The 23,419-nt window shown below is 65.0% G+C and carries 23 protein-coding genes; 17 read left to right on the top strand and 6 right to left on the bottom strand.

The annotated features are described in order from the left end of the window. Positions 1 to 132: 132 nt before the first annotated feature. The 14 genes from FJ957_RS14140 to FJ957_RS14075 all read left to right on the top strand — a co-directional run bounded on the left by FJ957_RS14140 (position 133) and on the right by FJ957_RS14075 (position 13,436). The gene (locus FJ957_RS14140) at positions 133 to 1,464 is read left to right on the top strand and encodes an ABC transporter substrate-binding protein (protein ID WP_140832260.1); all 1,332 of its coding nucleotides are present in this window, start codon (positions 133 to 135) and stop codon (positions 1,462 to 1,464) included. 108 nt (positions 1,465 to 1,572) lie between these two features. Then, positions 1,573 to 2,520, top strand: coding sequence for a sugar ABC transporter permease (locus FJ957_RS14135; RefSeq protein ID WP_140832487.1), 948 nt, complete (start codon positions 1,573 to 1,575; stop codon positions 2,518 to 2,520). After that, entirely contained in the window at positions 2,517 to 3,467 is a 951-nt protein-coding gene (locus tag FJ957_RS14130; protein WP_140832259.1) for a carbohydrate ABC transporter permease, read from the top strand. Before FJ957_RS14135 ends, FJ957_RS14130 begins: the two co-directional genes overlap by 4 nt. Positions 3,468 to 3,657: 190 nt before the next feature. Further along, positions 3,658 to 3,861: a hypothetical protein gene (locus FJ957_RS14125; RefSeq protein WP_140832257.1), complete on the top strand. Its 204-nt coding sequence runs from the start codon at positions 3,658 to 3,660 to the stop codon at positions 3,859 to 3,861. Positions 3,862 to 3,863: 2 nt separating this feature from the next. Beyond that, positions 3,864 to 4,970 carry an ABC transporter ATP-binding protein gene (locus FJ957_RS14120; protein ID WP_140832256.1) on the top strand — a complete coding sequence of 369 codons (1,107 nt, stop codon included), beginning with the start codon at positions 3,864 to 3,866 and terminating at the stop codon, positions 4,968 to 4,970. Further along, positions 4,963 to 5,976 (top strand): ABC transporter ATP-binding protein, encoded by a 1,014-nt coding sequence (locus FJ957_RS14115; protein WP_140832254.1) that lies wholly within the window; start codon positions 4,963 to 4,965, stop codon positions 5,974 to 5,976. The genes FJ957_RS14120 and FJ957_RS14115 overlap by 8 nt, the downstream gene beginning before the upstream one ends. Before the next feature lie 60 nt (positions 5,977 to 6,036). Further along, complete coding sequence (locus tag FJ957_RS14110) at positions 6,037 to 7,677, top strand: dihydroxyacetone kinase subunit DhaK (protein WP_140832252.1); 1,641 nt, start codon at positions 6,037 to 6,039, stop codon at positions 7,675 to 7,677. Positions 7,678 to 7,687: 10 nt separating this feature from the next. Beyond that, on the top strand, positions 7,688 to 8,287 hold the full coding sequence (gene dhaL, locus FJ957_RS14105; protein WP_140832250.1) for a dihydroxyacetone kinase subunit DhaL: 600 nt from the start codon (positions 7,688 to 7,690) through the stop codon (positions 8,285 to 8,287). Next, positions 8,287 to 8,676, top strand: coding sequence for a dihydroxyacetone kinase phosphoryl donor subunit DhaM (gene dhaM / locus FJ957_RS14100; protein ID WP_140832247.1), 390 nt, complete (start codon positions 8,287 to 8,289; stop codon positions 8,674 to 8,676). The genes dhaL and dhaM overlap by 1 nt, the downstream gene beginning before the upstream one ends. A 19-nt stretch (positions 8,677 to 8,695) precedes the next feature. Further along, positions 8,696 to 8,998 (top strand): HPr family phosphocarrier protein, encoded by a 303-nt coding sequence (locus FJ957_RS14095; RefSeq protein WP_140832246.1) that lies wholly within the window; start codon positions 8,696 to 8,698, stop codon positions 8,996 to 8,998. 41 nt (positions 8,999 to 9,039) lie between these two features. After that, positions 9,040 to 10,614 carry a phosphoenolpyruvate--protein phosphotransferase gene (ptsP, locus tag FJ957_RS14090; protein WP_140832245.1) on the top strand — a complete coding sequence of 525 codons (1,575 nt, stop codon included), beginning with the start codon at positions 9,040 to 9,042 and terminating at the stop codon, positions 10,612 to 10,614. Between the two features lie 7 nt (positions 10,615 to 10,621). After that, positions 10,622 to 11,053 (top strand): hypothetical protein, encoded by a 432-nt coding sequence (locus FJ957_RS14085; protein WP_140832243.1) that lies wholly within the window; start codon positions 10,622 to 10,624, stop codon positions 11,051 to 11,053. 79 nt (positions 11,054 to 11,132) lie between these two features. After that, positions 11,133 to 12,119, top strand: coding sequence for a dihydroxyacetone kinase subunit DhaK (dhaK, locus tag FJ957_RS14080; RefSeq protein ID WP_140832242.1), 987 nt, complete (start codon positions 11,133 to 11,135; stop codon positions 12,117 to 12,119). 267 nt (positions 12,120 to 12,386) lie between these two features. Further along, positions 12,387 to 13,436, top strand: coding sequence for a nucleotidyltransferase family protein (locus FJ957_RS14075; RefSeq protein ID WP_140832240.1), 1,050 nt, complete (start codon positions 12,387 to 12,389; stop codon positions 13,434 to 13,436). On the opposite strand, the gene FJ957_RS14070 is transcribed toward FJ957_RS14075, so the two are convergent. The 4 genes from FJ957_RS14070 to FJ957_RS14055 all read right to left on the bottom strand — a co-directional run bounded on the left by FJ957_RS14070 (position 13,433) and on the right by FJ957_RS14055 (position 15,924). Beyond that, positions 13,433 to 14,413: a serine kinase gene (locus FJ957_RS14070; RefSeq protein WP_140832238.1), complete on the bottom strand. Its 981-nt coding sequence runs from the start codon at positions 14,411 to 14,413 to the stop codon at positions 13,433 to 13,435. The two genes, FJ957_RS14075 and FJ957_RS14070, sit on opposite strands and share 4 nt — an antisense overlap. Next, positions 14,410 to 14,841 (bottom strand): lasso peptide biosynthesis B2 protein, encoded by a 432-nt coding sequence (locus FJ957_RS14065; protein WP_140832237.1) that lies wholly within the window; start codon positions 14,839 to 14,841, stop codon positions 14,410 to 14,412. The genes FJ957_RS14070 and FJ957_RS14065 overlap by 4 nt, the downstream gene beginning before the upstream one ends. Next, positions 14,841 to 15,128 (bottom strand): PqqD family protein, encoded by a 288-nt coding sequence (locus FJ957_RS14060; RefSeq protein ID WP_140644822.1) that lies wholly within the window; start codon positions 15,126 to 15,128, stop codon positions 14,841 to 14,843. Before FJ957_RS14060 ends, FJ957_RS14065 begins: the two co-directional genes overlap by 1 nt. A gap of 391 nt (positions 15,129 to 15,519) precedes the next feature. Beyond that, positions 15,520 to 15,924 carry a DUF2259 domain-containing protein gene (locus FJ957_RS14055; RefSeq protein ID WP_140832235.1) on the bottom strand — a complete coding sequence of 135 codons (405 nt, stop codon included), beginning with the start codon at positions 15,922 to 15,924 and terminating at the stop codon, positions 15,520 to 15,522. A 65-nt stretch (positions 15,925 to 15,989) separates the two neighbouring features. Here FJ957_RS14055 and FJ957_RS14050 point away from each other — a divergent pair, with 65 nt between their 5' ends. The 3 genes from FJ957_RS14050 to FJ957_RS14040 all read left to right on the top strand — a co-directional run bounded on the left by FJ957_RS14050 (position 15,990) and on the right by FJ957_RS14040 (position 19,963). Continuing rightward, a complete protein-coding gene (locus tag FJ957_RS14050) occupies positions 15,990 to 17,897 on the top strand; it encodes a propionyl-CoA synthetase (RefSeq protein ID WP_140832233.1) in 1,908 nt (635 codons plus the stop codon). A gap of 122 nt (positions 17,898 to 18,019) precedes the next feature. After that, positions 18,020 to 19,099 carry an acyltransferase gene (locus tag FJ957_RS14045; protein WP_140832232.1) on the top strand — a complete coding sequence of 360 codons (1,080 nt, stop codon included), beginning with the start codon at positions 18,020 to 18,022 and terminating at the stop codon, positions 19,097 to 19,099. A 150-nt stretch (positions 19,100 to 19,249) separates the two neighbouring features. Beyond that, positions 19,250 to 19,963, top strand: a complete 714-nt coding sequence (locus FJ957_RS14040) for a metallophosphoesterase (protein WP_246685845.1) — start codon at positions 19,250 to 19,252, stop codon at positions 19,961 to 19,963. A 10-nt stretch (positions 19,964 to 19,973) separates the two neighbouring features. Here the strand turns inward: FJ957_RS14040 and FJ957_RS14035 are convergent, their stop codons facing one another. Beyond that, complete coding sequence (locus FJ957_RS14035) at positions 19,974 to 22,355, bottom strand: polysaccharide biosynthesis tyrosine autokinase (protein WP_140832228.1); 2,382 nt, start codon at positions 22,353 to 22,355, stop codon at positions 19,974 to 19,976. Between the two features lie 167 nt (positions 22,356 to 22,522). Continuing rightward, complete coding sequence (gene galU / locus FJ957_RS14030) at positions 22,523 to 23,419, bottom strand: UTP--glucose-1-phosphate uridylyltransferase GalU (protein ID WP_140680792.1); 897 nt, start codon at positions 23,417 to 23,419, stop codon at positions 22,523 to 22,525.

Raw genomic sequence — 23,419 nt, 5'->3', positions numbered from 1 at the left:
AAATGGCATCACTAAACAAATTACTAAACACCGGCAGCGCATCGCGCGCCATGTTTGGGCCCTCGGAGGAGCGAGGGTTGAGGGGCTCTTGAAACCGTCATCCGGACGCGTTTCGCAAATGGGAGGTAAGGCATGAAATCGACCTTGAAACTGGCGTTGGGACTGGCCTCGGCGATCTTTGCGTCGACAGCCGTCTCGAACGTCGCGCATGCGGAAGACCTGACGCTGTGCTGGGCGGCCTGGGATCCGGCAAATGCGCTCGTGGAACTGTCCAAGGACTTCACCAAGGAAACCGGCATCGGCATGAAGTTCGAGTTCGTGCCGTGGACCAATTACGCCGACCGCTTCCTCAACGAGCTCAACTCGCACGGCAAACTCTGCGACCTGATCATCGGCGACAGCCAGTGGATCGGCGGCGCCGCCGAGAACGGCCATTACGTCAAGCTGAACGACTTCTTCGACAAGGAGAAGATCAGCATGGACGACTTCGTGCCGGCGACCGTGGTCGGCTATTCCGAATGGCCGAAGAACACGCCGAACTACTGGGCGCTGCCGGCCATGGGCGACGTCGTCGGCTGGACCTATCGCAAGGACTGGTTCGCCAAGCCCGAGCTGCAGAAGGAATTCAAAGAGAAATATGGCTGGGACCTCGCCCCGCCGACCACTTTCGACCAGCTGAAGCAGATCGCCGAATTCTTCCAGAAGCGGCAGATCGACGGCAAGACCGTCTATGGCGCCTCCATCTACACCGAGCGCGGCTCGGAAGGCATCACCATGGGCGCCATGGACGTGCTCTACAGCTATGGCTTCCAGTATGAGAACCCGAAAAAGCCCTATGAGATGGAAGGCTACGTCAACTCCGAAAAATCGGTGAAGGGGCTGGAATTCTACAAGGCGCTCTATGATTGCTGCACGCCGCCCGGCGCTTCCAACAGCTACATGGGCGAAGGCGTCGACGCCTTCAAATCCGGCCAGGTGGCGATGCATATGAACTTCGCCTTCACCTGGCCCGGCCTGCAGAAGGACGAGAATGTCGGCGGCGACAAGATCGGCTATTTCGTCAATCCGAAGGGTCCCGACGGCGACCAGTTCGCGCAACTCGGCGGCCAGGGTATTTCGGTGGTTTCCTATTCCGACAAGCAGGAATCGGCGCTGAAATACATCAAGTGGTTCGCCAACAAGGACGTGCAGGCCAAGTGGTGGTCGCTCGGCGGCTATTCCTGCCTGAACTCGGTGGTCAAGGACCCGAAATTCCCGTCCAGCCAGCCCTATGCGCAGGCCTTCCTCGACTCGATGGCCATCGTGAAGGATTTCTGGGCGGAACCCAGCTACGCACCGTTGCTGCAGGCCTCGCAGAAGCGCTTCCATGACTATGTCGTGGCCGGCCAGGGCTCGGCCAAGGACGCTCTCGACGGCCTCGTCAAGGACTGGACGCAGGTGTTCCAGGACGACGGCAAGATGTAACCGCTCCTCCCGAGCAACATCGACGCGTCCCGTGCCGCCCTTGGCACGGGACGCAGTTCAGATAAATTCCATAGCCGAGACTTACCCGTGACCGAAGCAGGACTTACCATGCTCAATCGGACTGCGGACAACGTTGCCCGGGCGACACCGGAGCCGTTGGCCAAGAAGATCCGGGGCATCAGCGACAAGGGCCTCGCCTGGCTGTTCATCTCGCCGACGATCCTTTTGCTGTTGGCCATCAACATCTTCCCGCTGTTCTGGGCGATCTATCTCTCCTTCACCAATTATCGCGCCAACCGCCCCAACGAGGTGGTGAAGAACCTCGGGCTCGCAAACTACCAGCGCATCCTTGGCGACAAGGACATCTGGATCGCCATGCAGACGACGGCGCATTTCGTGTTCTGGACGATCCTCTTGCAGACCGTCATCGGCTTCACGCTGGCCTGGCTGATCGACCGCAAGTTCCGCGGCCACGCCTTCTGGACCACCATCATCCTGGTGCCGATGATGCTGTCGCCGGCGGTGGTCGGCAATTTCTGGCGCTTCCTCTACGAGCCCCAGATCGGGCTGTTTTCCTATGTCGTCTCCTTCGTCACCGGTATTCCGCCGACGAATGTCCAGATGCTGTCCAATGTCGAATTGGCGCCATGGGCGATCATCATCGTCGACACCTGGATGTGGACGCCTTACGTCATGCTGATCTGCCTCGCCGGACTGCGCTCGATCCCCGAATACATCTATGAAGCGGCCGAGGTCGACCGCGCCTCCAACTGGCGCCAGTTCTGGTCGATCACCCTGCCGATGGCGCTGCCCTTCATCATGCTCGCGGTCCTGTTCCGCGGCATCGAGAATTTCAAGATGTTCGACATGGTCAACCTGCTGACCGGCGGCGGACCCGGCTCGACCACCGAGGTCGCCTCGATCACGCTGAAGCGGCAGGCCTTCGAGAGCTGGCGCACCGGCTATTCCTCGGCCTTCGCCATCATCCTGTTCGTCGCGGTGTTCGGCCTCGCCAACATCTACGTCAAGGCGCTCAACAAGGTGAAGCAGAGATGAGCCTGACCACCGCCCATTCCGTCGTAGCACCCTCGTCGAACGCGAAGCTGATCGCCGGCACGATCATCATAGCCTATGCGCTGATCTCGATCGTGCCGCTGTTGTGGATCTTCGCCACCAGCTTCAAGACCCCGCCGGATTCGATCGCCTACCCGCCGAAGATCGTCTTCCAGCCGAGCATCGAGGGCTATTGCAACCTGTTCACCACCCGCACCCGGCAGACGCCGGAATACATCAACTCGCTCGGACCGGCGACCGGCTTCTGCGACGAGACCGTGCGCAAGCGCAACATGGTGATCGCCGGACCGTCGAACTTCCTGCCGCGCTTCGTCAACTCGCTGATCATCGCCTTCGGCTCGACCTTGTGCGCGGTGTTCTTGGGCACGCTCTCGGCCTATGGCTTCTCACGCTTCAAGGTGCCTCTGGCCGACGACCTTCTGTTCTTCATCCTGTCGACGCGCTTCATGCCGCCGATCGCCGTGGCGATCCCGATCTACCTAATGTATCGCGAGCTCGGCCTCTCCGACACAGCGCTCGGCATGATCCTGCTCTACACCGCGGTCAACGTCTCTTTGGCTGTGTGGCTGCTCAAGGGCTTCATCGACGAGATCCCGCGCGAGTATGAAGAGGCCGCGATGATCGACGGCTACACCAGGCTGCAGGCCTTCTGGCGCACCGTGCTGCCGCAGGCGACCACCGGCATCGCCGCGACCGCCATTTTCTGCCTGATCTTTGCCTGGAACGAATATGCGTTCGCAGCGCTCTTGACCTCCGGCACGGCGCAGACGGCGCCGCCCTTCATCCCGACCATCATCGGCGAGGGCGGCCAGGACTGGCCGGCGGTGGCGGCGGGCACGACCATCTTCCTGGTGCCGATCCTCGTCTTCACCATCCTGCTCCGCAAGCAGCTCTTGCGCGGCATCACCTTCGGCGCGGTGCGCAAATGATGAATAGTCGGCAAATGTGGAACCAGCGCTGGGGCGGCGCCCCTTCTCCCCGTTCACGGGGAGAAGATGCCGGCAGGCAGATGAGGGGCAGCGCCGACATCTGCCTTAATCAGAGGCGTTGGCGCCGCCCCTCATCCGACCCTTCGGGCCACCTTCTCCCCGTGAACGGGGAGAAGGACGGGAGTTATGCATGACGCGCCCCGTCCTCTCCAAGCGCTCCTCCTGGCCCCGCTGGGCAAGGCGCGGCATGATGGAAAGCATCGCGACCGCGGTCATCGCGATCGGCTTCCTGATGCTGTTCCAGCCCTTCGCGCTGTCGCTCTACACCTATTCCTTCGTCACCATGCTTGCCGGCACGGTCATGTTCATCATCGTCTCGAAATTCCCGGAATAACGATGGCCGAGATCCGTGTTCAGAACCTGAGGAAAGCCTTCGGCGCATTCGTCGCCGTGCAGGATTCCAATTTCGTCGTCGAGGACGGCGAGTTCTTCGTTATGCTCGGCCCGTCCGGCTGCGGCAAGACGACGACGCTGCGCATGATCGCCGGCCTCGAGCTGCCTACCGGCGGCAAGATCCTGCTCGGCGGCGAGGACGTCACCATGCGCCGGGCGCGCGAGCGCGACATCGCCTTCGTCTTCCAGCTCTTCGCGCTCTACCCGCATATGAACGTGCGCCGGAATATCGGCTTTCCGTTGCTGGCGCAGGGCATGCCGTCGGCCGAGATCCGCAGTCGCGTCGAGGAGACCGCCAAGCTGCTGCGTATCGACCATCTGCTGGACAAATCGGTCTCCGGGCTGGCCGGCGGCGACCGCCAGCGCGTCGCGCTCGGCCGCGCCATCGTGCGGCGGCCGAAATGCTTCCTGATGGATGAGCCGCTGGGCACGCTCGACACCGAGTTCCGCGACCTGATGGTGCATGAGCTGCGCGAGCTGCACAACCGCATCCACGCCACAACCGTCTATGTCACGCACGACCAGATGGAAGCCATGTCGATGGCCGACAAGATAGCGGTGATGAACCACGGCGTCATCGAGCAGTTCGGCACGCCGCGCGAAATCTACGACCGGCCGGCAACGATGTTCGTCGCCGATTTCATCGGCTCGCCGCCGATGAATTTCCTGAAGTTCGGCGGCGGGCTTGCCAGGGGCGCGAAGGAGATCGTCGTGCAGGGCGCCAAGGTGGCGGTGCCGGAAGTGCGCGAGGACATCGCGCCCGCCGACATGGCGCTCGGCATCCGGCCCGAGCACATCCGCTTCGACGACGCCTCGAAGCTGCGCGGCGCGATCTACGGCACCGAATATCTCGGCACCACGCAGATCGTCGCGGTCGAGACGGCCGACGGCATCATCAAGGCGCGGGTGCCGGCCGGCATCCACCTCAACCCCGGCGAACAGGTCGGGCTGGCCTTGAGCGGCGCCCGGCTGTCGCTGTTCGAAAAGGGCTCCGGGCGGGCGGTCAGAACCGCCATGCATGATCAGGCAGCGGAGGCGCGGCATGGCTGATGTCCATATTCAGGGCGTGACCAAGAGTTTTGGCGACACCGTCGCGATCAACGATCTCGACCTCGCGATCAAGGACGGCGAGTTCGTCGTGCTGCTCGGTCCGACCGGCGCCGGCAAGACGACGACGCTGAGGCTGGTCGCCGGGCTGGAGCGGCCGGACAGCGGCACGGTCCACATCGGCGGCCATGACGCCACCGTGCTGTCGCCGGCCGAGCGCGACACCGCTTTCGTCTTCCAGCAATATTCGCTCTATCCGCATCTTTCGGTGTTCGACAACCTCGCCTTCCCGCTGCGCTCTCCGGCGCGGCGGTTTCCGGAGGAGGCGGTTCGGCGCCGCGTCGAGGAAGTGGCGCGCATGGTGCGCATCGACCACAAGCTCGACAACCGCTCGACGAAACTGTCGGGCGGCGAGATGCAACGCGTCGCCATCGGCCGCGCCCTGGTGCGCAAGCCGGCGATCTACCTGATGGACGAGCCGCTGTCCTCGCTCGACGCCAAGCTGCGTGCCGATCTCAGGCTCGAGTTGAAGCGGATCCAGTCCGAGCTCGGCGCCACCATGCTCTATGTCACGCACGACCAGATCGAGGCGATGACCATGGCCGACCGCATCGGCATCCTTGCCGACGGCGTGCTGGTGCAGATCGGCACGCCGCGCGCGATCTATTCGGAGCCGGCGAACCTTCATGTCGCGGCGCGCCTCGGCCAGCCGGCGATCAACCTCCTGCCGGCCGGACTGCTGCCCGACGGCGGTGCGCCGACCGGAACGGCGACGATCGGCGCCCGCACCGAGCATCTCGCGATCGAGAAGGCGATGAACGGCCATGCCGACGGCGTGGTCGACTGGGTCGAGCATCTCGGCGACCAGAACCACCTGCATGTCACCGTGGGAGCGAAGAAGCTGGTGACGCTGACCGATCCCGACACGCCGCTCGCAAAAGGGGACAAGGTGACGATCCGCTACATGGCGCCGCTCTATTTCGGCTCGGACGGGCAAAGACTGATGTAGCCGTCTCGCGCCTTATTCGCACACCGATTGACGACCGCAGATACGGACTGGACGAAATCCATGAAGCACTTTTTCAACCGCAAGGACACGATTGTCACCGAAGCGCTCGACGGCTTCCTCGCCACGGCGGGATCGGGCGCGCTCGCCCGCCTCGACGGCTATCCCGAGATCAAGGTCGTGCTGCGCGCCGACTGGGACAGGACGAAGGTGGCGATCGTTTCCGGCGGTGGCGCCGGGCATGAACCCTCGCATGCCGGCTTCGTGGGCGCCGGCATGCTGACGGCGGCCGTCTCCGGCGAGATCTTCGCTTCGCCGAGCGTCGAGGCGGTGCTGGCGGCGATCCGCGCCACGGCCGGCCCGGCCGGCTGCCTGCTGGTCGTCAAGAACTACACCGGCGACCGGCTCAACTTCGGACTGGCCGCGGAGAAGGCGCGCGCCGAGGGCCTTGCGGTCGAGATGGTGATCGTCGGCGACGATATCGCGCTGCCCGACATCACGCAGCCGCGCGGGATTGCCGGCACGCTGTTCGTGCACAAGATCGCGGGGCACCTCTCAGAGAGCGGCCGTGACCTGGAGTCGGTCACGGCCGCGGCACGCGCGGCGGCGAAGGAAATTTTTTCGCTCGGCATCTCGCTCTCCTCCTGCTCGATCCCCGGACAGGCGCATGAAGAGCGCTTCGGCGCCGAAGACGGCGAGCTCGGCCTCGGCATCCATGGCGAGCCGGGCGTCGAGCGCATCGCGCTGCAGAGCGCCGGCGCATTCGTCGCCATCATGGCGGAGCGCCTCGCCGCGCGGCTCGACACCGGCAGCCGCTATGCGCTCTTGATCAACAATCTCGGCTCGGTGCCGCCGCTCGAAATGTCCTTGATCGCCAATGCGGTGCTCGCCTCGCCGCTCGCCAAGGCCGTGGCGCTGACGATCGGCCCCGGCCATCTGATGACGGCGCTCAACATGAACGGCTTCTCGCTGTCGCTGATCAAGCTGGACGCCGATCGCGAGGCGGCGCTGCTGGCGCCCGTCGGCCCGCATGCCTGGCTGCCGGCCAAGCCGGTTCGCGCTCCGGTCGTCGTGGCGATGGCAAGACCTGCTATCGGCGCAACCACCAAGGCCTCCAGCAGCGATGCGGCCGCCGAGCGGCTGATCAGAGCCGTTTGCCAAAGGCTGATCTCGCTGGAAGAGCCGCTCAACGCGCTCGACGCCAAGGCAGGCGATGGCGACACCGGCTCGACCGTGGCGACCGGCGCGCGCAGCATCCTCGAGCGCATCGAGACGCTGCCGCTCGCCGATCGCGCCGCTACCGCCGCCGCGATCGGCGATACGCTGGGCACGTCGATGGGCGGTTCCAGCGGCGTGCTGTTGTCGATCTTCTTCACCGCCGCGTCGCAGTCGCTCGGCAGCGGCGCGTCGGTCAGCAAGGCCTTGCTCGCCGGGCTCGACCGGATGACCTTCTACGGCGGCGCCAAGGTCGGCGACCGCACGATGGTCGATGCGCTGGAGCCGGCACTGAAAGCCCTCGACGCGACCGGACCGGAAGCGGCGGCAAAAGCAGCGCGGCAAGGCGCCGAGGCAACCGCCGCCATGCGGAAGGCGAAGGCCGGCCGTTCCGCCTATATCGGCAGGCAGCTCGACACGGCGGATCCCGGCGCCTTCGCGGCCGCCGAAGTCTTCGCTGCCGTGGCGGCGCTGTTTGCCCCGGCATGAAGGACGGAAAATGGCCCCAGCCGATTTCTCCAGATTGATCGCGGCGGCCGCCGATACGATCGCGGCGCATGCCGAGGAACTGACCGCGCTCGACCAGGCGATCGGCGACGGCGACCACGGGCTGAACATGAAGCGCGGCTTCGAGGCCGTGCGCGCCGAGGCGGACACCTTTTCGGCCAAGCCGCTGCCCGAGGCCCTGAAGGCGGTCGGCACCAAGCTGGTGATGACCGTCGGCGGCGCCTCCGGGCCGCTGTTCGGCACGTTGTTCATGGCGCTCGGCAAGGACATGCCGGCAGCACCCGATCGAAACGGGCTGGCCGCGGCGCTGGGCAAGGCGATCGAGGCGGTCGCGGCGCGCGGCAAATCGCAGCCGGGGCAAAAAACCATGCTCGATGTGCTGCAGCCGGTGTATGAGGCGCTGACGCAAGGCAAGACCGCCACCGAAATCGTCGATGCGGCCGACAAGGCGGCGAAGGCCACCGTGCCGATGAAGGCCCTGCGCGGACGCGCTTCCTTCCTGGGAGAGCGCTCGATCGGGCATATGGACGCCGGAGCGCGCTCGACCGCGCTGCTGGTGCGCGCAGTCGCGAAAGCGATAGAGGATCATTGATGAGCAATGTCGGGATCGTCATCGTGTCGCATTCGCCCCTGGTCGCCGAGGGCACGGCCGACATGGTGCGCCAGATGGTGGGCGACGAAGTGCCGCTTGCATGGTGCGGCGGAAACGGCCATGGCGGGCTCGGCACCAGCGTCGAGGCGATCATGGATGCGATCGACAAAGCCTGGTCGGAAGCGGGCGTCGCCATACTGGTCGATCTCGGCGGCGCCGAGACCAACTCGGAGATGGCGGTCGAGATGATCGGCGAGCCGCGCTCGCACAGAATAATCGTCTGCAACGCGCCGATCGTCGAAGGCGCGGTGATGGCGGCAACCGAATCCTCCGGCGGCGCCTCGCTCAAGGAAGTGGTGGCGACGGCGCATGAACTGTCGCCGGCGTGAACGAACGGGAACCGACTGAATGTCCGCATCCGCCGAAGCAACGGTTCTGATCACCCACGCGGTGGGGCTGCACGCGCGCCCTTCGGTGAAGTTCACCAAGCTCGCCAAGTCGTTCGCGGCCGAAGTGGAGGTGGCGGTGGCCGCCAACGGCCCCTGGTTCGACGCCAAGAGCATCGTCAAGGTGATGGCGGCCAAGGCGCCGAAAGGGACCATGCTGCACATCCGCGCCAAGGGTGACGGCGCGGCCCAGGCGGTGAAAGCGCTGGTCGATCTGGTGCAGCGTGACTTCGACGAGGACGCGGGTCATGCCAGGTCCGCTTGAGACGTATCTGCATGTCGATGTGCTCGCAAGGAACGCGAGCCATGCGGATTGACGGCATCCCCGCCTCCCCCGGTTACGCCGAAGGCCCGCTGTTCGATCTCGACCAGCCTCCGGCCGGCTACGAAGCCAAGGCGGGCACGGCGGAAGAGAAGGCTGCGCTGGAAGGGGCGATCGGCAGGGCCGTCGGCCGACTGGCGGCGCTGATCGAAACCGCCGATGGCGACGCCGCCGGCATCCTCGAATTCCACATCGCCATGCTGGAGGACGACGCCCTGAGCGGTCCGGCCTTCGCGGCGATCGGTTCCGGGCAGGCGGCGGACGCCGCCTGGCACGCTGCGCTGGACGACGAGGTCGCCGGCTACGAAGCGTCGGACCAGGACTATTTCCGCGCCCGCGCGGCGGACCTGCGCGACATTCGCGATCAGGTGCTGCGCGCGCTGAGCGAGGACAGCGAGGCCGCGACGCCCCCGGGCGCGATCCTCTACGGCGAGGACATCGCGCCGACGCGTTTTCTCGAAACCGATTGGAGCAAAGGCGGCGGCATTGCGCTCAGGCGTGGCAGCACCGCCAGCCATGTCGCTATGCTGGCGCGCTCGCGCGGCGTGCCGATGGTCATCGGTCTCGACATCCCGGCCGGACCGCTCACCGGCGCGGCGCTGCTCGATGCCGAGCGCGGCGGGATCGTTTTCTCGCCGTCGCCGGCCGAGATCGAAGTCTTCCGGCAATCCGCCTCCTCGTTCTCCAACCGGCAGGGGGCGGCACGGACATTCCTGACGGAGCCGGCGGTGACCAAGGCCGGCACCACCGTGCGCGTCCAGGTCAACATCGCCTACCCGTCCGACGTCGACGGGATCGATATTTCGACCTGCGACGGCGTCGGCCTGATGCGGACCGAATTCCTGTTCGGAAACACATTGCCGGACGAAGAGACGCAATATCATGCCTACCGCAAGGTGCTGGAATGGGCCGGCGACAAGCCGGTGACCATCCGCACCGTGGACGCCGGCGGCGACAAGCCGGTGCCGGGTTTCACCGTCAAGGAGACCAACCCGTTTCTCGGCCTGCGCGGCATAAGGCTTTCGCTGGCGCGGCGCGATATCTTCCGCGTGCAGATCCGGGCATTGCTGCGCGCTGCCATCCACGGCAATCTGAAGGTGATGTTCCCGATGATCGCCACGCCCGACGAGTACAGCCAAGCCGCAGCGCTGTTCGCCGGGGAACAGGCCGGGCTTGCCGCGCAGGGCGTGGCGCACAGGCTTCCGCCGCTCGGCATCATGGTCGAGGTGCCGTCCGTCGCACTGGTGCCGGACGCCTTCGCCGATGTCGCCTTCTTCTCGATCGGCTCCAACGACCTGACGCAATATGTGATGGCGGCCGCGCGGGACAACGCAGCCGTGGCGCATCTCAACACCGTCCGTCACCCGGCGGTGCTGCGACTGATTGCTTCGATCGCGGCCTTCGGGCAGGAGAAGAGCATTCCGGTCAGCCTCTGCGGCGACGCGGGTGGCGATCCGGCAGCCATCCCGGCGCTGCTCGAAGCGGGCCTGCGCGACCTGTCGGTCGCCCCCGCGCAACTCGCCATGGCCAAGGCGGCCATCGCGGACGTGCCGGTGTAGGCGCGGCATGCCCCGGACCGAGAAGATACCGGATGCAGGCTCGGAAGAGGCGATCCGCGCCTACAAGACGATCCTGTCGCAGGTCATCGACCAGCGCCCCTCCGGCATGCGCCAGCGCCTGGCCGATGCGCTCGGCAAGCACCGAAGCTTCGTCACGCAGATTTCCAGCCCGGCCTATTCGATCCCGATCCCGTCAAAGCATCTGCCGTCCATCTTTTCCGTCTGTCATTTCAGCCAGGCCGAGCGCGACCAGTTCATGGCCGCCTATCACCAGGCGCATCCCGGCAAGGTGCCCGCGGCCTCCGGTCCGCGCAAGACACGCCATGTCTCGCTCATCGTGCCGGATTTCGGCGACGACAGGCAAAACGCCGCGCTCGACCGGGCGATCAACGAATTCATCCAGAAAATAACCAGCATCGCCGGCAAGGGCAGCGGCTGAGCAAAAGCAATTCCAGGAAAAGTGTGTAGCGGTTTTCCGTTCGGAGTTGCGTAAACTAAAGACCGTCGGGAGGACTGCCATGAAGAAATTCATCAATTCGGTGGACACCGTCCTGACCGAGAGCCTCGATGGCTTTGCGGCGGCCCATGCCGACATCCTCGTGCTTGGCGAGGAGCACAAGTTCGTCCGCCGCAGGGAATTGAAGCCAGGCAAGGTGGCGTTGATCTCGGGCGGCGGCTCCGGCCATGAGCCGCTGCATGGCGGCTTTGTCGGCCATGGCATGCTCGACGCCGCCTGTCCCGGCCAGGTCTTCACCTCACCGACGCCCGACCAGATGCTCGCGGCCGTCGAGGCCGTCGACACCGGCGCCGGCTGCCTGTTCATCGTCAAGAACTACGAAGGCGACGTGATGAATTTCGACATGGCCGCCGAGATGGCGGACGGCGTGCTGCAGGTGGTGACCAATGACGACGTCGCGGTCGAGAACTCGTCCTACACGACCGGGCGGCGCGGGGTGGCCGGCACGCTGGTGGTGGAAAAGATCGTCGGCGCGGCGGCCGAGCAAGGCATGCCGCTGCCCGCGCTCAAGGCGCTGGGCGACCGCGTCAACGCCGCGACGCGCTCGATGGGCGTGGCGCTGACCAGCGGCACGGTGCCCGCTGCCGGCAAGCCGACCTTCGAGATCGGCGACGGCGAGATGGAATTCGGCGTCGGCATCCACGGTGAACCAGGCCGGCGGCGCGACGCGTTGAAGAGCGCCGATGCCATCGCCGAAGAGGTCTGTGCCGCGATTGCCAGCGACCTCGGCGATCGCGCCAAGGGGCCGGCGCTGCTGTTCGTCAACGGCTTTGGCGGCACGCCGTCGATGGAGCTCTATCTGATGTACAACTGCGCCCGCAGGATGTTCGAGAAGCAGGGCGTGGTTGTAGTCCGCTCGCTCGTCGGGTCCTACGTGACCTCGCTCGACATGGCCGGATGCTCGATCACGCTGACCATGCTGGACGAGGAGACGACGGCGCTGTGGGACGCGCCGGTACACACGGCGGCGCTGCGCTGGGGGATGTAGCCGGCTTCAGCCAAACCGAAGCCGCGAACGCCTCAAAACGTCTTTGACGCCACGGCCACCACGCTGGACAGTTTTCCAGCCTTGCGCAGCAACGGCGCCTCATATTTCTTTTTCGTCATGTCCAAAACCTTCCGGATCGAACCCAGAGAATGGACGATCCGCGCGGAAAGTCAAACTCACAGGCCCGCTCTGCCGCCGCGCACTGGTTTCCAGCGAGCTTTTCTGTAAGCATGGGTTGTTCCTGTCGTTCGAACGCCGTCCGGGCTGATGCTGCCATCTCTTGCGCCTGCCGATGAAAAACGGCTGCTGACCTTCGCCGACCCCGAGGCACCGGCTGCCATTGGCAGCGATCTTGCGGCCGCGACCTTGCTGGCGCTGCTCGCCAATGCGGAGTTCCACGGCGTGCTGCCGATCATGCTGCGCAAACTGAGGGAAACCGGCGACGCTCAACTGCCGCAGGACACAGCCTTGCAGCGGAAATTGTCGGAGTTGCGCGACGATGCGACGATGGCGACTGGCCAATCGATGCTGTTGCAGTATCACGGCGACCGCATCATGAAGGCATTGGCGGCGAAAGGCGTGCCAGCCCGGATCGTCAAGGGACCGGTGTTCGCACGCAAGCTTTATCGCCACGTTGCGGACCGTCCCTTCACCGACATCGACATTCTCGTCGACCTCGCCAGCATCGAGGAAGCCAACAAGACCATCGGCGAATGCGGCTTCGAGCTCGGCAGCGACGAGGCCGAGTCGCATGAATTGCAGGAGTTCAAATGGCTGGAGAAAGAGAACTCCAGGCTGCTGATCGAGTTGCACGGCGATCTGGTGCACGACACCGGTATGCGCCGGCGCCTGTCACTCGGGTTTCGGGAGTTGCAGGCGATCGACAATGGCGAAACCGACACGCCAGCCGCGCTGCTCACCATCGCCATCGTCCATGCCGCCGGCGGCCACAAATTCCACCGGCTGCAGCTCTGCGTCGACGTGCTGCAGGGCGTGCGGGCGCTGAAATCGCCTCAAGAGGAAGCGCGGCTGCTCGACGCCGCCCGCATGACCGGCATCGAGCTTGAGCTGGCCACGGTCCTCAACGTCACCGGACGCCTGTTCGGCGCGCCGCGCGCGATCGAGCTTGCCAACCGCATCAAGCCGGACCTCTCGATACGGCTGGCGAAGTGGCTCATCACCGGCAACATGCTGCTTCGGGTCAATTCCCGCGAAAAGCTGCGCTCGCGGCTCAGCCGCGACGCCTTCCGCTGGGTGCAGAGGCTGGCACGACCGCGACCGTATCCCGCGCAAGCGCGGGAAGCTACTTCCGGCTAGATATCTACCTTGGCGCGGATCAGCGCCGCCGCGTCCGCCGGGCTTGAGCCGACTTCCAGCGTGAAGGTCGGCACCGCCTTCACCAGGGCGGCGATCATCGCCATGCGCCTTTTCTGCAGCGACATCAGGCCGGTCATGCCGGTCCTTACATTGTCCGTGGCCAAAGCCACCATGGCATCGGCCCTGGCCATCGGCAGCAGCCGGGTCTCGGTGTCTGCCGAACGCGCAAGATGCAGGAGCGCGGCGACGGGTCTGGCGCGCACATCCTCGACGCGGATGATTTCGCCGAGGCGGTCCAGCGAAACGGATTGCTCGCCTTCGGCGTCCCAGTTTTCGCCCAGGCAAGGCGCCACGAAGGGCAGCATCGCCGCCGTGTTGCGGTGGACCTTCACCCTGCGCGGCATGCCCCAGGCCGCAATCCCCTGCCCGCCTGCGTTGAGGATCATTACGTCGTCCGAGCAGAGGCCGAAGTCCCGCGACGCAAGCGCGAGCGATATGGTCGACTTGCCTGTGCCGCTTGGCGCATGGATGAGAACCAGGCCGTCCTTTCCAGGCAAGGTGAGGCCCGCGGTGTGCAGCATATGCTGGCCGTCCGCGTCGAGCGCCGCGTCCAGCACCATCATCAGCAGGGTCCACTTGATCTTGCTGTCGGGATGAAGACGGATTTCGGCCTGGCCCTCGCCGTCGTGGATCGACACGGTCTGCTGGCCCGGGAAGACGAGATGGAAGACGCTTCCGGCGTCGATCATGCGGCAATGGCCGTCCAGCGGCACTTCGCCGTCGAAAGCCAGCTTTCCTTCGGGGTTCTCCCGCAACTCAAGCGTTTCGACGATGTCGACGCGAAAGCCGGGCTGGACAGGTTCGTCCACATGCAGGGCGCCGAGCATCAGGTCGAAGCTCGGCCACAGATCGGCACGCGGGGCAGTGATGCCCAGGATTTGACCGTTGAGGTCGTAGCGGAAAGTCTGGTCGCTCAAGCGACTGGCGCCTTCATCCTGGCCGGATGACGGTAGATTTCCACCATGCCGGGCTGGCTGTCGCTGACCACCGGCTTGCCGTCGAGGCAGACCCAGCAATGCGCCGACAGGCGAGGCTCGCGCATCGAACTGGCATCGACGCCGAAACGCAGTTCCGGGTCGAGGCCGGCCATGCGCAGGAAACGAAAGCCGAGCAGGCCTTCCCGAAGGCACCTGCGGTCGCGCATCAACCAGGGGCGCCGCACCGTTCGCTTGACGCGATGGACGATGTAGGTCCAGGGCAGGTCACGATAGGGTGCCGGCGACTGCAGCGGCGCCAGTCTCAACACGCCTTCGAAATCGCGCTGCCCGACCAGCGCCGGCATCAGCCGGGCGCTGAGCCACAAATGGACGCGGAACAGGACGCGCAGAGCAGGTCCGTCAGCCATCACGCGCCCGGGTCGGCGAGGATGCCTTCGGCCACCAACTCGGCGGCCAATTCGGCCATGTCCTGGTCGAGCGTTGCCTTGTCGACCTCGAACTCGTCCGACAGCAGGTCGACGATCTGGTCGAGGTTGCGCGCACCGTTCACCTTGTCGAGGAAAGCCTCGGTCGTGTCGTTGCAGGTGTAAAGCTGGCCGCTGCGCGCCAAGAGCACGACGGCGCCATCGCCGACATGCTGCACGGACGCATCGTCCGCCATGCGCAGCACCGTTTCAGAGCCGATTTCCGCCATGCGCCCGCTCCCTTCGCTGAAGAGCAATTAGCGCGGCACAGCAAGGCTGTCCATCGCCGTGGGGTGGCGAAGCGGACGATAGCTTGGCAGGCTTTTGCCCGTCGCGGGGCGAATATTAGCGAGGTCTTGCCTTCCTGCCCTTGGGTAAGTTATGAGTCCGCCGGGCTTTGGGGAGTGATATATGCGTTACAATTGGGAACGGGCTCCGACGGCGTTCGAGCGCCATCGGAAGGCGCTTGCGGCGGCCATCCTGATCGCCGGCGGCGTCGGGCTGATGCTGGCGGCGCTACCGCTCTAAGCCGGCTGACATCGCGGACCAGGCATAAACGGCGCTCTCGCGAGAGAGCGGAAGAATCGTTTGGCCCTTGTCTGAGCGACCAGGTCGAGGCGATCAGGGCGGTTGGCCCGTCACCGCCATGAGGTGGCGGCCGCGGCCTTCGAAACCCGGGCTGAAGCGCTGGACCAGCACGGCAATCGCCACCGGCTTGCCCTTGGGCGCGAACTCATAGACCTCCGACAGGCTGTAGGATGTCGGGCAGTTGCGCGAACCAGGTACGGCCTTGTCCTCGTGCAGCACCTTGATCGGCCTGCCGTCCTGACCCGTCCGGCGAGAAGCCGATGATGCGCCGCGCGGCCGCATCGCCCGCGTGTGTCGCCGCGCCGGCAAACACGACGCACAGGCCGAGCGCCACGGCAGGCAAAACGCTTGATCTTCCTCTCCTTCGGCCGAAACCCGACGGTGCCGCATATTGGCCGGCAAGGCGAGAGCGGAGTGGACCAAAATGCAGGAAGACATGGCCGGCGGAACCGGCTTAGGCTATTTGCCGGTTGATGAAAGCTATTCCCTGGGAGGAAGACCACATGGCCTCACGCTACCGCGAAGTCTATGAGGGCTGGAAAAGCGACCCCATAGGATTCTGGGCCGAAGCGGCGAAGGCGATCGACTGGTACACACCGGCCGAAAAGGTCTTCGATCCGGCGGAAGGCGTCAATGGCCGCTGGTTCATCGGCGCCACCTGCAACACCTGCCATAACGCCATCGACCGCCATGTCGCCGGCGGACGCGCCGACCGGCTGGCGCTGATCCATGACAGCGCCATCACCGGCACGATCCGGAAATTCACCTATGCCGAATTGAAACGCGAGGTCGTCGCGCTGGCCTCGGTGCTAAGGCATCGCGGCATCGGCAAGGGCGATCGCGTCATCATCTACATGCCGATGGTGGCGGAAGCTGCGATCGCCATGCTCGCCTGCGCGAGGCTGGGCGCCGTGCATTCGGTGGTGTTCGGCGGCTTCGCCTCGCATGAGCTCGCCACCCGTATCGACGACGCCAAGCCGAAGCTGATCATCACCGCGTCCTGCGGCCTCGAGCCGGGACGCGTGGTCGCCTACAAGCCGCTGCTCGACAAGGCGATCGAGATGTCGAAGCACAAGCCCGACGCCTGCCTCATCCTGCAGCGCGAGCAGTTGCGCTGCGAGATGAAGGACAATTACGACTTCGACTATGCGGATGCGGTTGCCCGCGAGCGGGCGGCGGGCGCCAATGTCGACTGCGTGCCGGTGCTGGCCACCGACCCGCTCTACATCATCTACACCTCCGGCACGACCGGCCAGCCGAAAGGCATCGTGCGCGACAATGGCGGCCACATGGTCGCGCTGAAATGGACCATGGACAACGAGTTCGGCGTGAAGCCCGGCGAAGTGTTCTGGGCTGCCTCCGACGTCGGCTGGGTGGTCGGTCATTCCTATATCGTCTACGGGCCGCTTCTGCATGGCTGCGCCAGCGTGCTGTTCGAGGGCAAGCCGATCGGCACGCCGGACGCCGGCACCTATTGGCGGGTGATCGCTGAGCATGGCGTGGTGGCGCTGTTCACCGCGCCGACCGCCTTCCGCGCCATCAAAGGGCAGGATCCCAAGGGCGAGTTCGTGCCGAAATACGATTTGTCGAAGTTCCGCACGCTGTTTCTTGCCGGCGAGCGTGCCGACCCCGAAACCATCAAATGGGCCGAGCAGAAGCTCGACCGTCCGGTGATCGACCATTGGTGGCAGACCGAGACCGGCTCGCCGATGACGATCAACCCGGCGGGGCTCGGGCTGTTGCCGGTGAAATACGGCTCGCCCGGCGTGCCGATGCCGGGCTACGACATCCGCATCCTCGACGATGCCGGCCACGAAGTGCCGCGCGGCACGCTCGGCAATGTCGTGGTCAAGCTGCCATTGCCCGCCGGCTGCCTGCCGACGCTTTGGAACGCCGACGCCCGCTTCCGGCAGGCCTATCTCGAAGAGTTCCCCGGCTACTACAAGACGGCCGACGCCGGCATGATGGACGAGGACGGCTATCTCTATGTCATGGCCCGCACCGACGACATCATCAACGTCGCCGGCCACCGGCTCTCGACGGGCGCCATGGAAGAGGTGCTGGCGGCCCATCCCGATGTCGCCGAATGCGCGGTCATCGGCATCGCCGATGCCATGAAGGGCCAGGTGCCGCTCGGCTTCGTCGTGCTCAATGCCGGCGTGTCGCGCGATGCCGGCGCGATCGAAAGCGAGGTGGTGGGGCTGGTGCGCGAGCGGATCGGCCCGGTTGCCGCCTTCAAGACAGTGGTGACGATCAAGCGGCTGCCCAAGACCCGCTCCGGCAAGATCCTGCGCGGCACGATGCAGAAGATCGCCGACAAGGAGGAATGGACAATGCCGGCGACCATCGACGATCCCGCCATTCTCGACGAGATCACGGTGGCGCTGAAGGGCCGCGGCATCGGGGTGTAGTTGCAAAGCAGACGGCCGCGTTAAGGAAGAATTCACGAATTTGTCCCGCACCGCAATCGCTTGTTGTGCAGCGCAGCAATAGACTTTAAAGTTTGCGTGGGGGGCCATACCGAAGGCACGGCATGGCTCAGCACAAGACGACATTCGGCGGTGTCGACATCCTGCGTTTCCTGGCTGCCGTCATGGTGATGTTCTATCACTATGGCTTCTGGGTCTGGGCCTTCCCCGACGGCGTTTCGGCGCGCGCCACCGGCGGCATCCCGCCGCATCCCGAAATGGCCTTCGCCGGTTCCGGCTGGGTCGGCGTGCAGGTGTTCTTCGTCATCAGCGGCTTCGTCATCGCCTTCAGCGCCGAGAATTCCACGCCGCTGAAATTCTTCGAGGCGCGCATCCGGCGGCTGATGCCGGCGGTCTGGATCTGCGCGCCGATCTCCGCCATCGTCCTGCTCGCTGTCGGCCTCTCCTGGCCGACGGACGCCGTGATCCGCCTCGTCCGCACCGGGCTGTTCGTGCCCTTCGAACCCTGGGTGGACAGCGTCTACTGGACGCTCGGCATCGAGATTGCGTTCTATGCCATCGTCTGGGTCCTGCTGCGGCTCGGCCGATTCGACCTGATGGAGATAGTGGCCATCGTCATCGGCCTCGCCAGCACATTGTTCTGGTGCGCCTATTTCGCCTTCGGCTGGACCGATCTCGCCGAGACGCGCTGGCTGCAGCTGACCCTGGTGCATCACGGCGCGTTCTTCGCCGTCGGCGTGCTTCTGTGGCTGATGCGCTTCAAGGCGATAACCCTGCAGCGGCTTGCCTTCGCGGCCCTGTTCCTGTTCGGGGGCACATTGCAGATCGCGAGCTCGGTCGACGTGCACAGCGTCAAGGTGGAAGCCGCGATGCCTTATACGGCGCCGATCGTCGTCTTCCTCGCGGCGGTGGCGCTGATGGCGTGGTCGCTGCGCCTCGACCTGTCCTGGCGCGGTTGGCGGCGGATCGGACTGATGACCTATCCGCTCTATCTCATCCACGATGTCGTCGGCGCGGCGATGCTCGGCGCCCTGATGCGCGCCGGCGTGCCCTATCTGGCCGCTATTCCCGTTGTCGCCGCTGCCATGATCGTGGTGAGCTGGCTGATCGCGGCCGAGGCCGAGCCGCGGATCCGGCTGCTCTTGGACTACACGCTGTTCCGCTATCGGTTGAAGGCCGCCTGACGACGCGACTGCCGATCGCGCGCCGGTGTGGAATTGTTTGCATTCGGCATGATATCGAGGCGCAGATCAGTGCAGATAGCCGAGCCTCAATCCGTGAATCTTTTCCAGCGATCGAGACGCCCTCGACCCGCGCCACGCGAGCGCCTCGTCATGGACATGCGCGACACGGTCGTCTACGCGATCGGCGACGTGCATGGCTGCCTCGACGAGTTGCGCGCGCTGGAGCAAAAGATCCAGATCGATGCGCAGCGCTTCCGCGGCCGGAAGATCGTCATCATGCTGGGCGACTATATCGACCGCGGGCCACATTCGCGGCGCGTGATCGACCATCTGATGGCGCCGCCGCCGAAGGGCTTCCAGCGCATCTGCCTCGTGGGAAATCATGAAGTCGCGCTGCTCCTCTATCTGGACGGTCATCTCTCGCGTGAGACCTGGCTCGGCTATGGCGGGCGCGAGACCTTGTTCTCCTACGGTGTCGACCCGGACCGCCTGGCAAGTCTCTACGGTTCCAGCGAACGGACGGACGCGCATATACGCGAGGCCATTCCCGCCGGCCATGTCGATTTCCTGCGCACGCTGCCCATAATGGTCTGCTCCGACGAATTCGTCTTCGTGCATGCCGGTATCCGGCCCGGCATCGCGCTCGAGGCGCAAGACGAGGGCGACCTCCTCAACATCCGCGAGGAGTTCTTCGAGGCGGCGCACCGCCTCGACCGCTGGGTGGTGCACGGACACACGGTCGTGGAGATTCCGACGCTCGACGGTCGCCGGCTCGACATCGACACCGGCGCCTTCCAAACCGGGCGGCTGACCGCGCTCAGGATCGTCGGCAAATACGGCCGGCTGCTGTCTTCAAGAGATTGAAGACGGCGCGTCAGGCAGCCTGTTTGGCGCGCGATTCCGACTTGTCCAGATAATAGGTCGAATAGCGGTCGAAGAACCTTTCCGAGCCACCGAGCGAGCCGTATTTGGCCAGCTTCTTCAAATCGACCTTGTTGAGCACCGCGCCGATCACCTTGTTGGCCATATAGGGCTCGGATTCCAGCATCGAGCGCACCATGTTGCGCGGCGTGCGGCCCCATTCGGTGACCAGCACGAAGCCGTCGACCAGCGGCGCGAAAGCCTTGGCGTCGACGACGGGGCCGAGCGGCGGCAGGTCGACGATGATGTATTCGAACGTCTCCTTGGCGTTGTCGATGAAGCGCCGCATGCCGGCCGAGCCAAGAAGCTCGCTGGTGTGCGAGAACTGGCCGCGCAGCACGGCGGGAATGATCGCGAGCTTGGTCTGGCGGTCGACCTTGCCGACCGACTGCCAGGTCTGGCCGTTGACCACCGCTTCCATCAGGCCCTGCTCGGCCTCCATGCCGAGGCTGCGGCTCAAGCCAGGATTGCGCAAGTCGCCGTCGATGAGCAGGGTCTTGGCGCCGTTGGCGGCGAGCAGGCCGGCAAGGTTTGCGGCGACGGTCGACTTGCCTTCGCCGGGCAGCACCGAAATGACGCCGATCACCCGGCTGCCGCGGTCTTCCATCACCACGTCGAAGGCGATCTTGGCGTTGCGCAGCGTCTCGGCGAACATCGAGGCCGGGGCGTCGATGCTGACGCGCATGCGCGCCCGCCTCTCAGCCGCGGAGAGACTGGCCACCTTGCCGTCGGCCGGCAGATCGTCGGCTTTGCTATCCTTGGCCTTGCCGCCGCCGATCGTCGGCAGATAACCGAGGAATTTCAGGCCGACGCGGTCGCGAATGTCCTCGCCCGTCCTGAAGAAACGCTCGTTGAACTCGTTGAGGCCGCCGAAGCCGGCGCCAAGCATCAGGCCGAGCACCAGCGACAGCGCCAGCACGCGCAAGGTGCGCGGGCTGGAAGCCGCGAGCGGCATCGACGCGTCGGAAATGATGCGGACCTTGCCGACCGGGAAGGACTGCTGCTGCGAGGCTTCCTCATAGCGGCTGAGGAAGGTCTGGTAGAGCGTGGTCAGCGCCTGCGCCTGCTGGTCGAGCTCCTTCAGCTTCACCTGCGACTGGTTGTCGATCGAGCTCTTGCCGGCGGCGGTGGAAATCTTGTCGCGCAAAGCCGTCTCGCGCGCCTGCGCCACCTCGAAATCGTTGCGGTAGCTTTCGGTGAGCTGCTTCAGCTGGCCGAATATCTGTGCCGAGACATCGGCCTTTTCCTTGGCCAGCGCGACCGCCTGGGGGTGATCCTTGCCGAAATTCGTCTCGACGTCCTGCAGGCGCTTGGCAATGGCCAGATAGCGGGTCTTGAGCGCGATGATGACCGAGCTGCTCGGCTGGTCGGCGCCAATGGCCGAATCGTTGAAGGCGGCTTCAGAACCGCTGTCGACGATCGCCTTGTATTGGTGATAGCGGGCGCTGGCCCTGGCGGTATCGGCCTGGGCGACGATGAGCTGGGCGTTGAGGTCGGCGAGCTGCTTGTCGCTTAGCAACTGGCCGTCGCTGTTGGCGGACAACCCATGTTCGGCCCTGAATTTCTCGACGGCCATCGCTGCCTGCTGCGAGCTCTCCCGCAGCTCGGTAAGCCTGCCCTGCAGCCACAAGGCGGCGCGTTCGGTGGCGTCGAAGCTGGCATTGAGCTGATCGGCCAGATAGGCATCGGCATAGGCCTTGGTGATGGCCGTGGCCAAGGCAGGATCGGGCGCCTGGTAGCCGATGGAAATGACGTAGCTGCGGCCGTTGCGCTGCGCCAGCACCTCGCTTTGCAGCTTCAGCACGGCGTAGTCGTGCGTCGCCGTCTTGATCATGGCCTGGCGCGTCGCCTCGTCGACATTCTCCATGCCGGGGATTTGGTCGGCCGAGCTGCTGCGGAAATAGCCGACCACGCCGCGCAAGAAGCCGATGCCCTTGGCCAAGGCCGATTGCGGGGGGTTCATGAAGGCCGGGTTCTGGTCGAGCTTCAGCTTGTCGACCACCACCGATGCAAGGCGCGCGGACGTCAGGATCTCGATCTGGCTGAGCAGCGAGGCGTCGGTCTGCATGGTTTGCGACGCCGCCGAGATGTCGTCGACGACCTTGTTCAGGCCCTCGTCGATCAGGACGCTCGCCACGGACATATATTGCTTGGGCGTGGTCTGCAGATAGATCACGCCCAGGAACAGGCCGATGACGGCGCAGACCGCCACCACCTTGGCCTGTCGGGCGGCCATGCCAAGCAGACGCTCGACGTCGATAAAATCTTCACCCTTTTCCGGATCGGTACTGGGCAACGGCATCCTCTTGTCGAGAGGGAAGCTGGCATAGTTCATATTCGGTCCAATTCCAGGTTGCAGGCGCTATCGGCCTTGGTAGATCGGCGTCGTGACCAGAAAAGACCGCGCAACGTCGTTGCCAGGATGCGCCGGGCCGGAGGGCCCGGGCGCTTGAGTGGCTGTCGCGCCATCGCGGGTTCGCATATGCACCCGAAAGATGGGCATTATGCGGCTACTTCCCGGCGCTCATGCGACCGGACGAACTGCTGCAGCATCTCGAACACCGGGCCCTTCATGTCGTCGCGCGCCAGGGCGAAGGCGATGGTGGCTTCGATGAAGCCCTCCTTGGAGCCGCAGTCGAACATGCGGCCATCGAAAGGCTGGGCGTAGAAAGGCTGGCTCTGAGCCAGGCGCACCATGGCGTCGGTGAGCTGGATTTCGTTGCCGGCGCCGCGCTGCTGGTTGCCGAGCAGCGCGAAGATCTCCGGCTGCAGAACATAGCGGCCGTTGATGTAGAAATTCGACGGCGCGTTGGCGGGCGCGGGCTTCTCAACCATCGCCGTGACCTTGAAGCCGGAGCCGATCTCGTCGCCGCGGCCGACAATGCCGTATTTGCTGGTTTCGGCCGGGTCGCAGCGTTCGACGGCGATCACATTCCCGCCGGTCCGCTGATAAAGATCGACCGTCTCGGCAAGGCAACCGCGCGCGCCGAAAGACACCATGTCCGGGAGCAGCAGCGCGAAGGGCTCGTTGCCGATCACGTCGCGCGCGCACCAGACGGCGTGGCCGAGACCTTGCGGCGATTGCTGGCGGATGAAGGAGGTGGCGCCGGCCTCCGGCAGCAGGCTCTCCAGCGACTGGAGCTGCGCCTTCTTGCCGGTCTGCTCCAGCGTGCCGATCAGTTCAGGGTGCAGGTCGAAATAGTCCTCGATGACCGCCTTGTTGCGGCCGGTGACGAAGACGATGTGCTCTATGCCGGCCTCGAACGCCTCGTCGACGGCATATTGCACGACGGGCTTGTCGACGACGGGCAGCATCTCCTTCGGCATCGACTTGGTCGCCGGCAGGAACCGTGTTCCGAGCCCCGCCACCGGGATGACTGCCTTCCTGACTTTCTGCAT

Source organism: Mesorhizobium sp. B2-4-6 (assembly GCF_006442775.1).
Taxonomy (GTDB): Bacteria; Pseudomonadota; Alphaproteobacteria; order Rhizobiales; family Rhizobiaceae; genus Mesorhizobium.
This window is presented reverse-complemented; position numbering and strand designations above follow the sequence as displayed.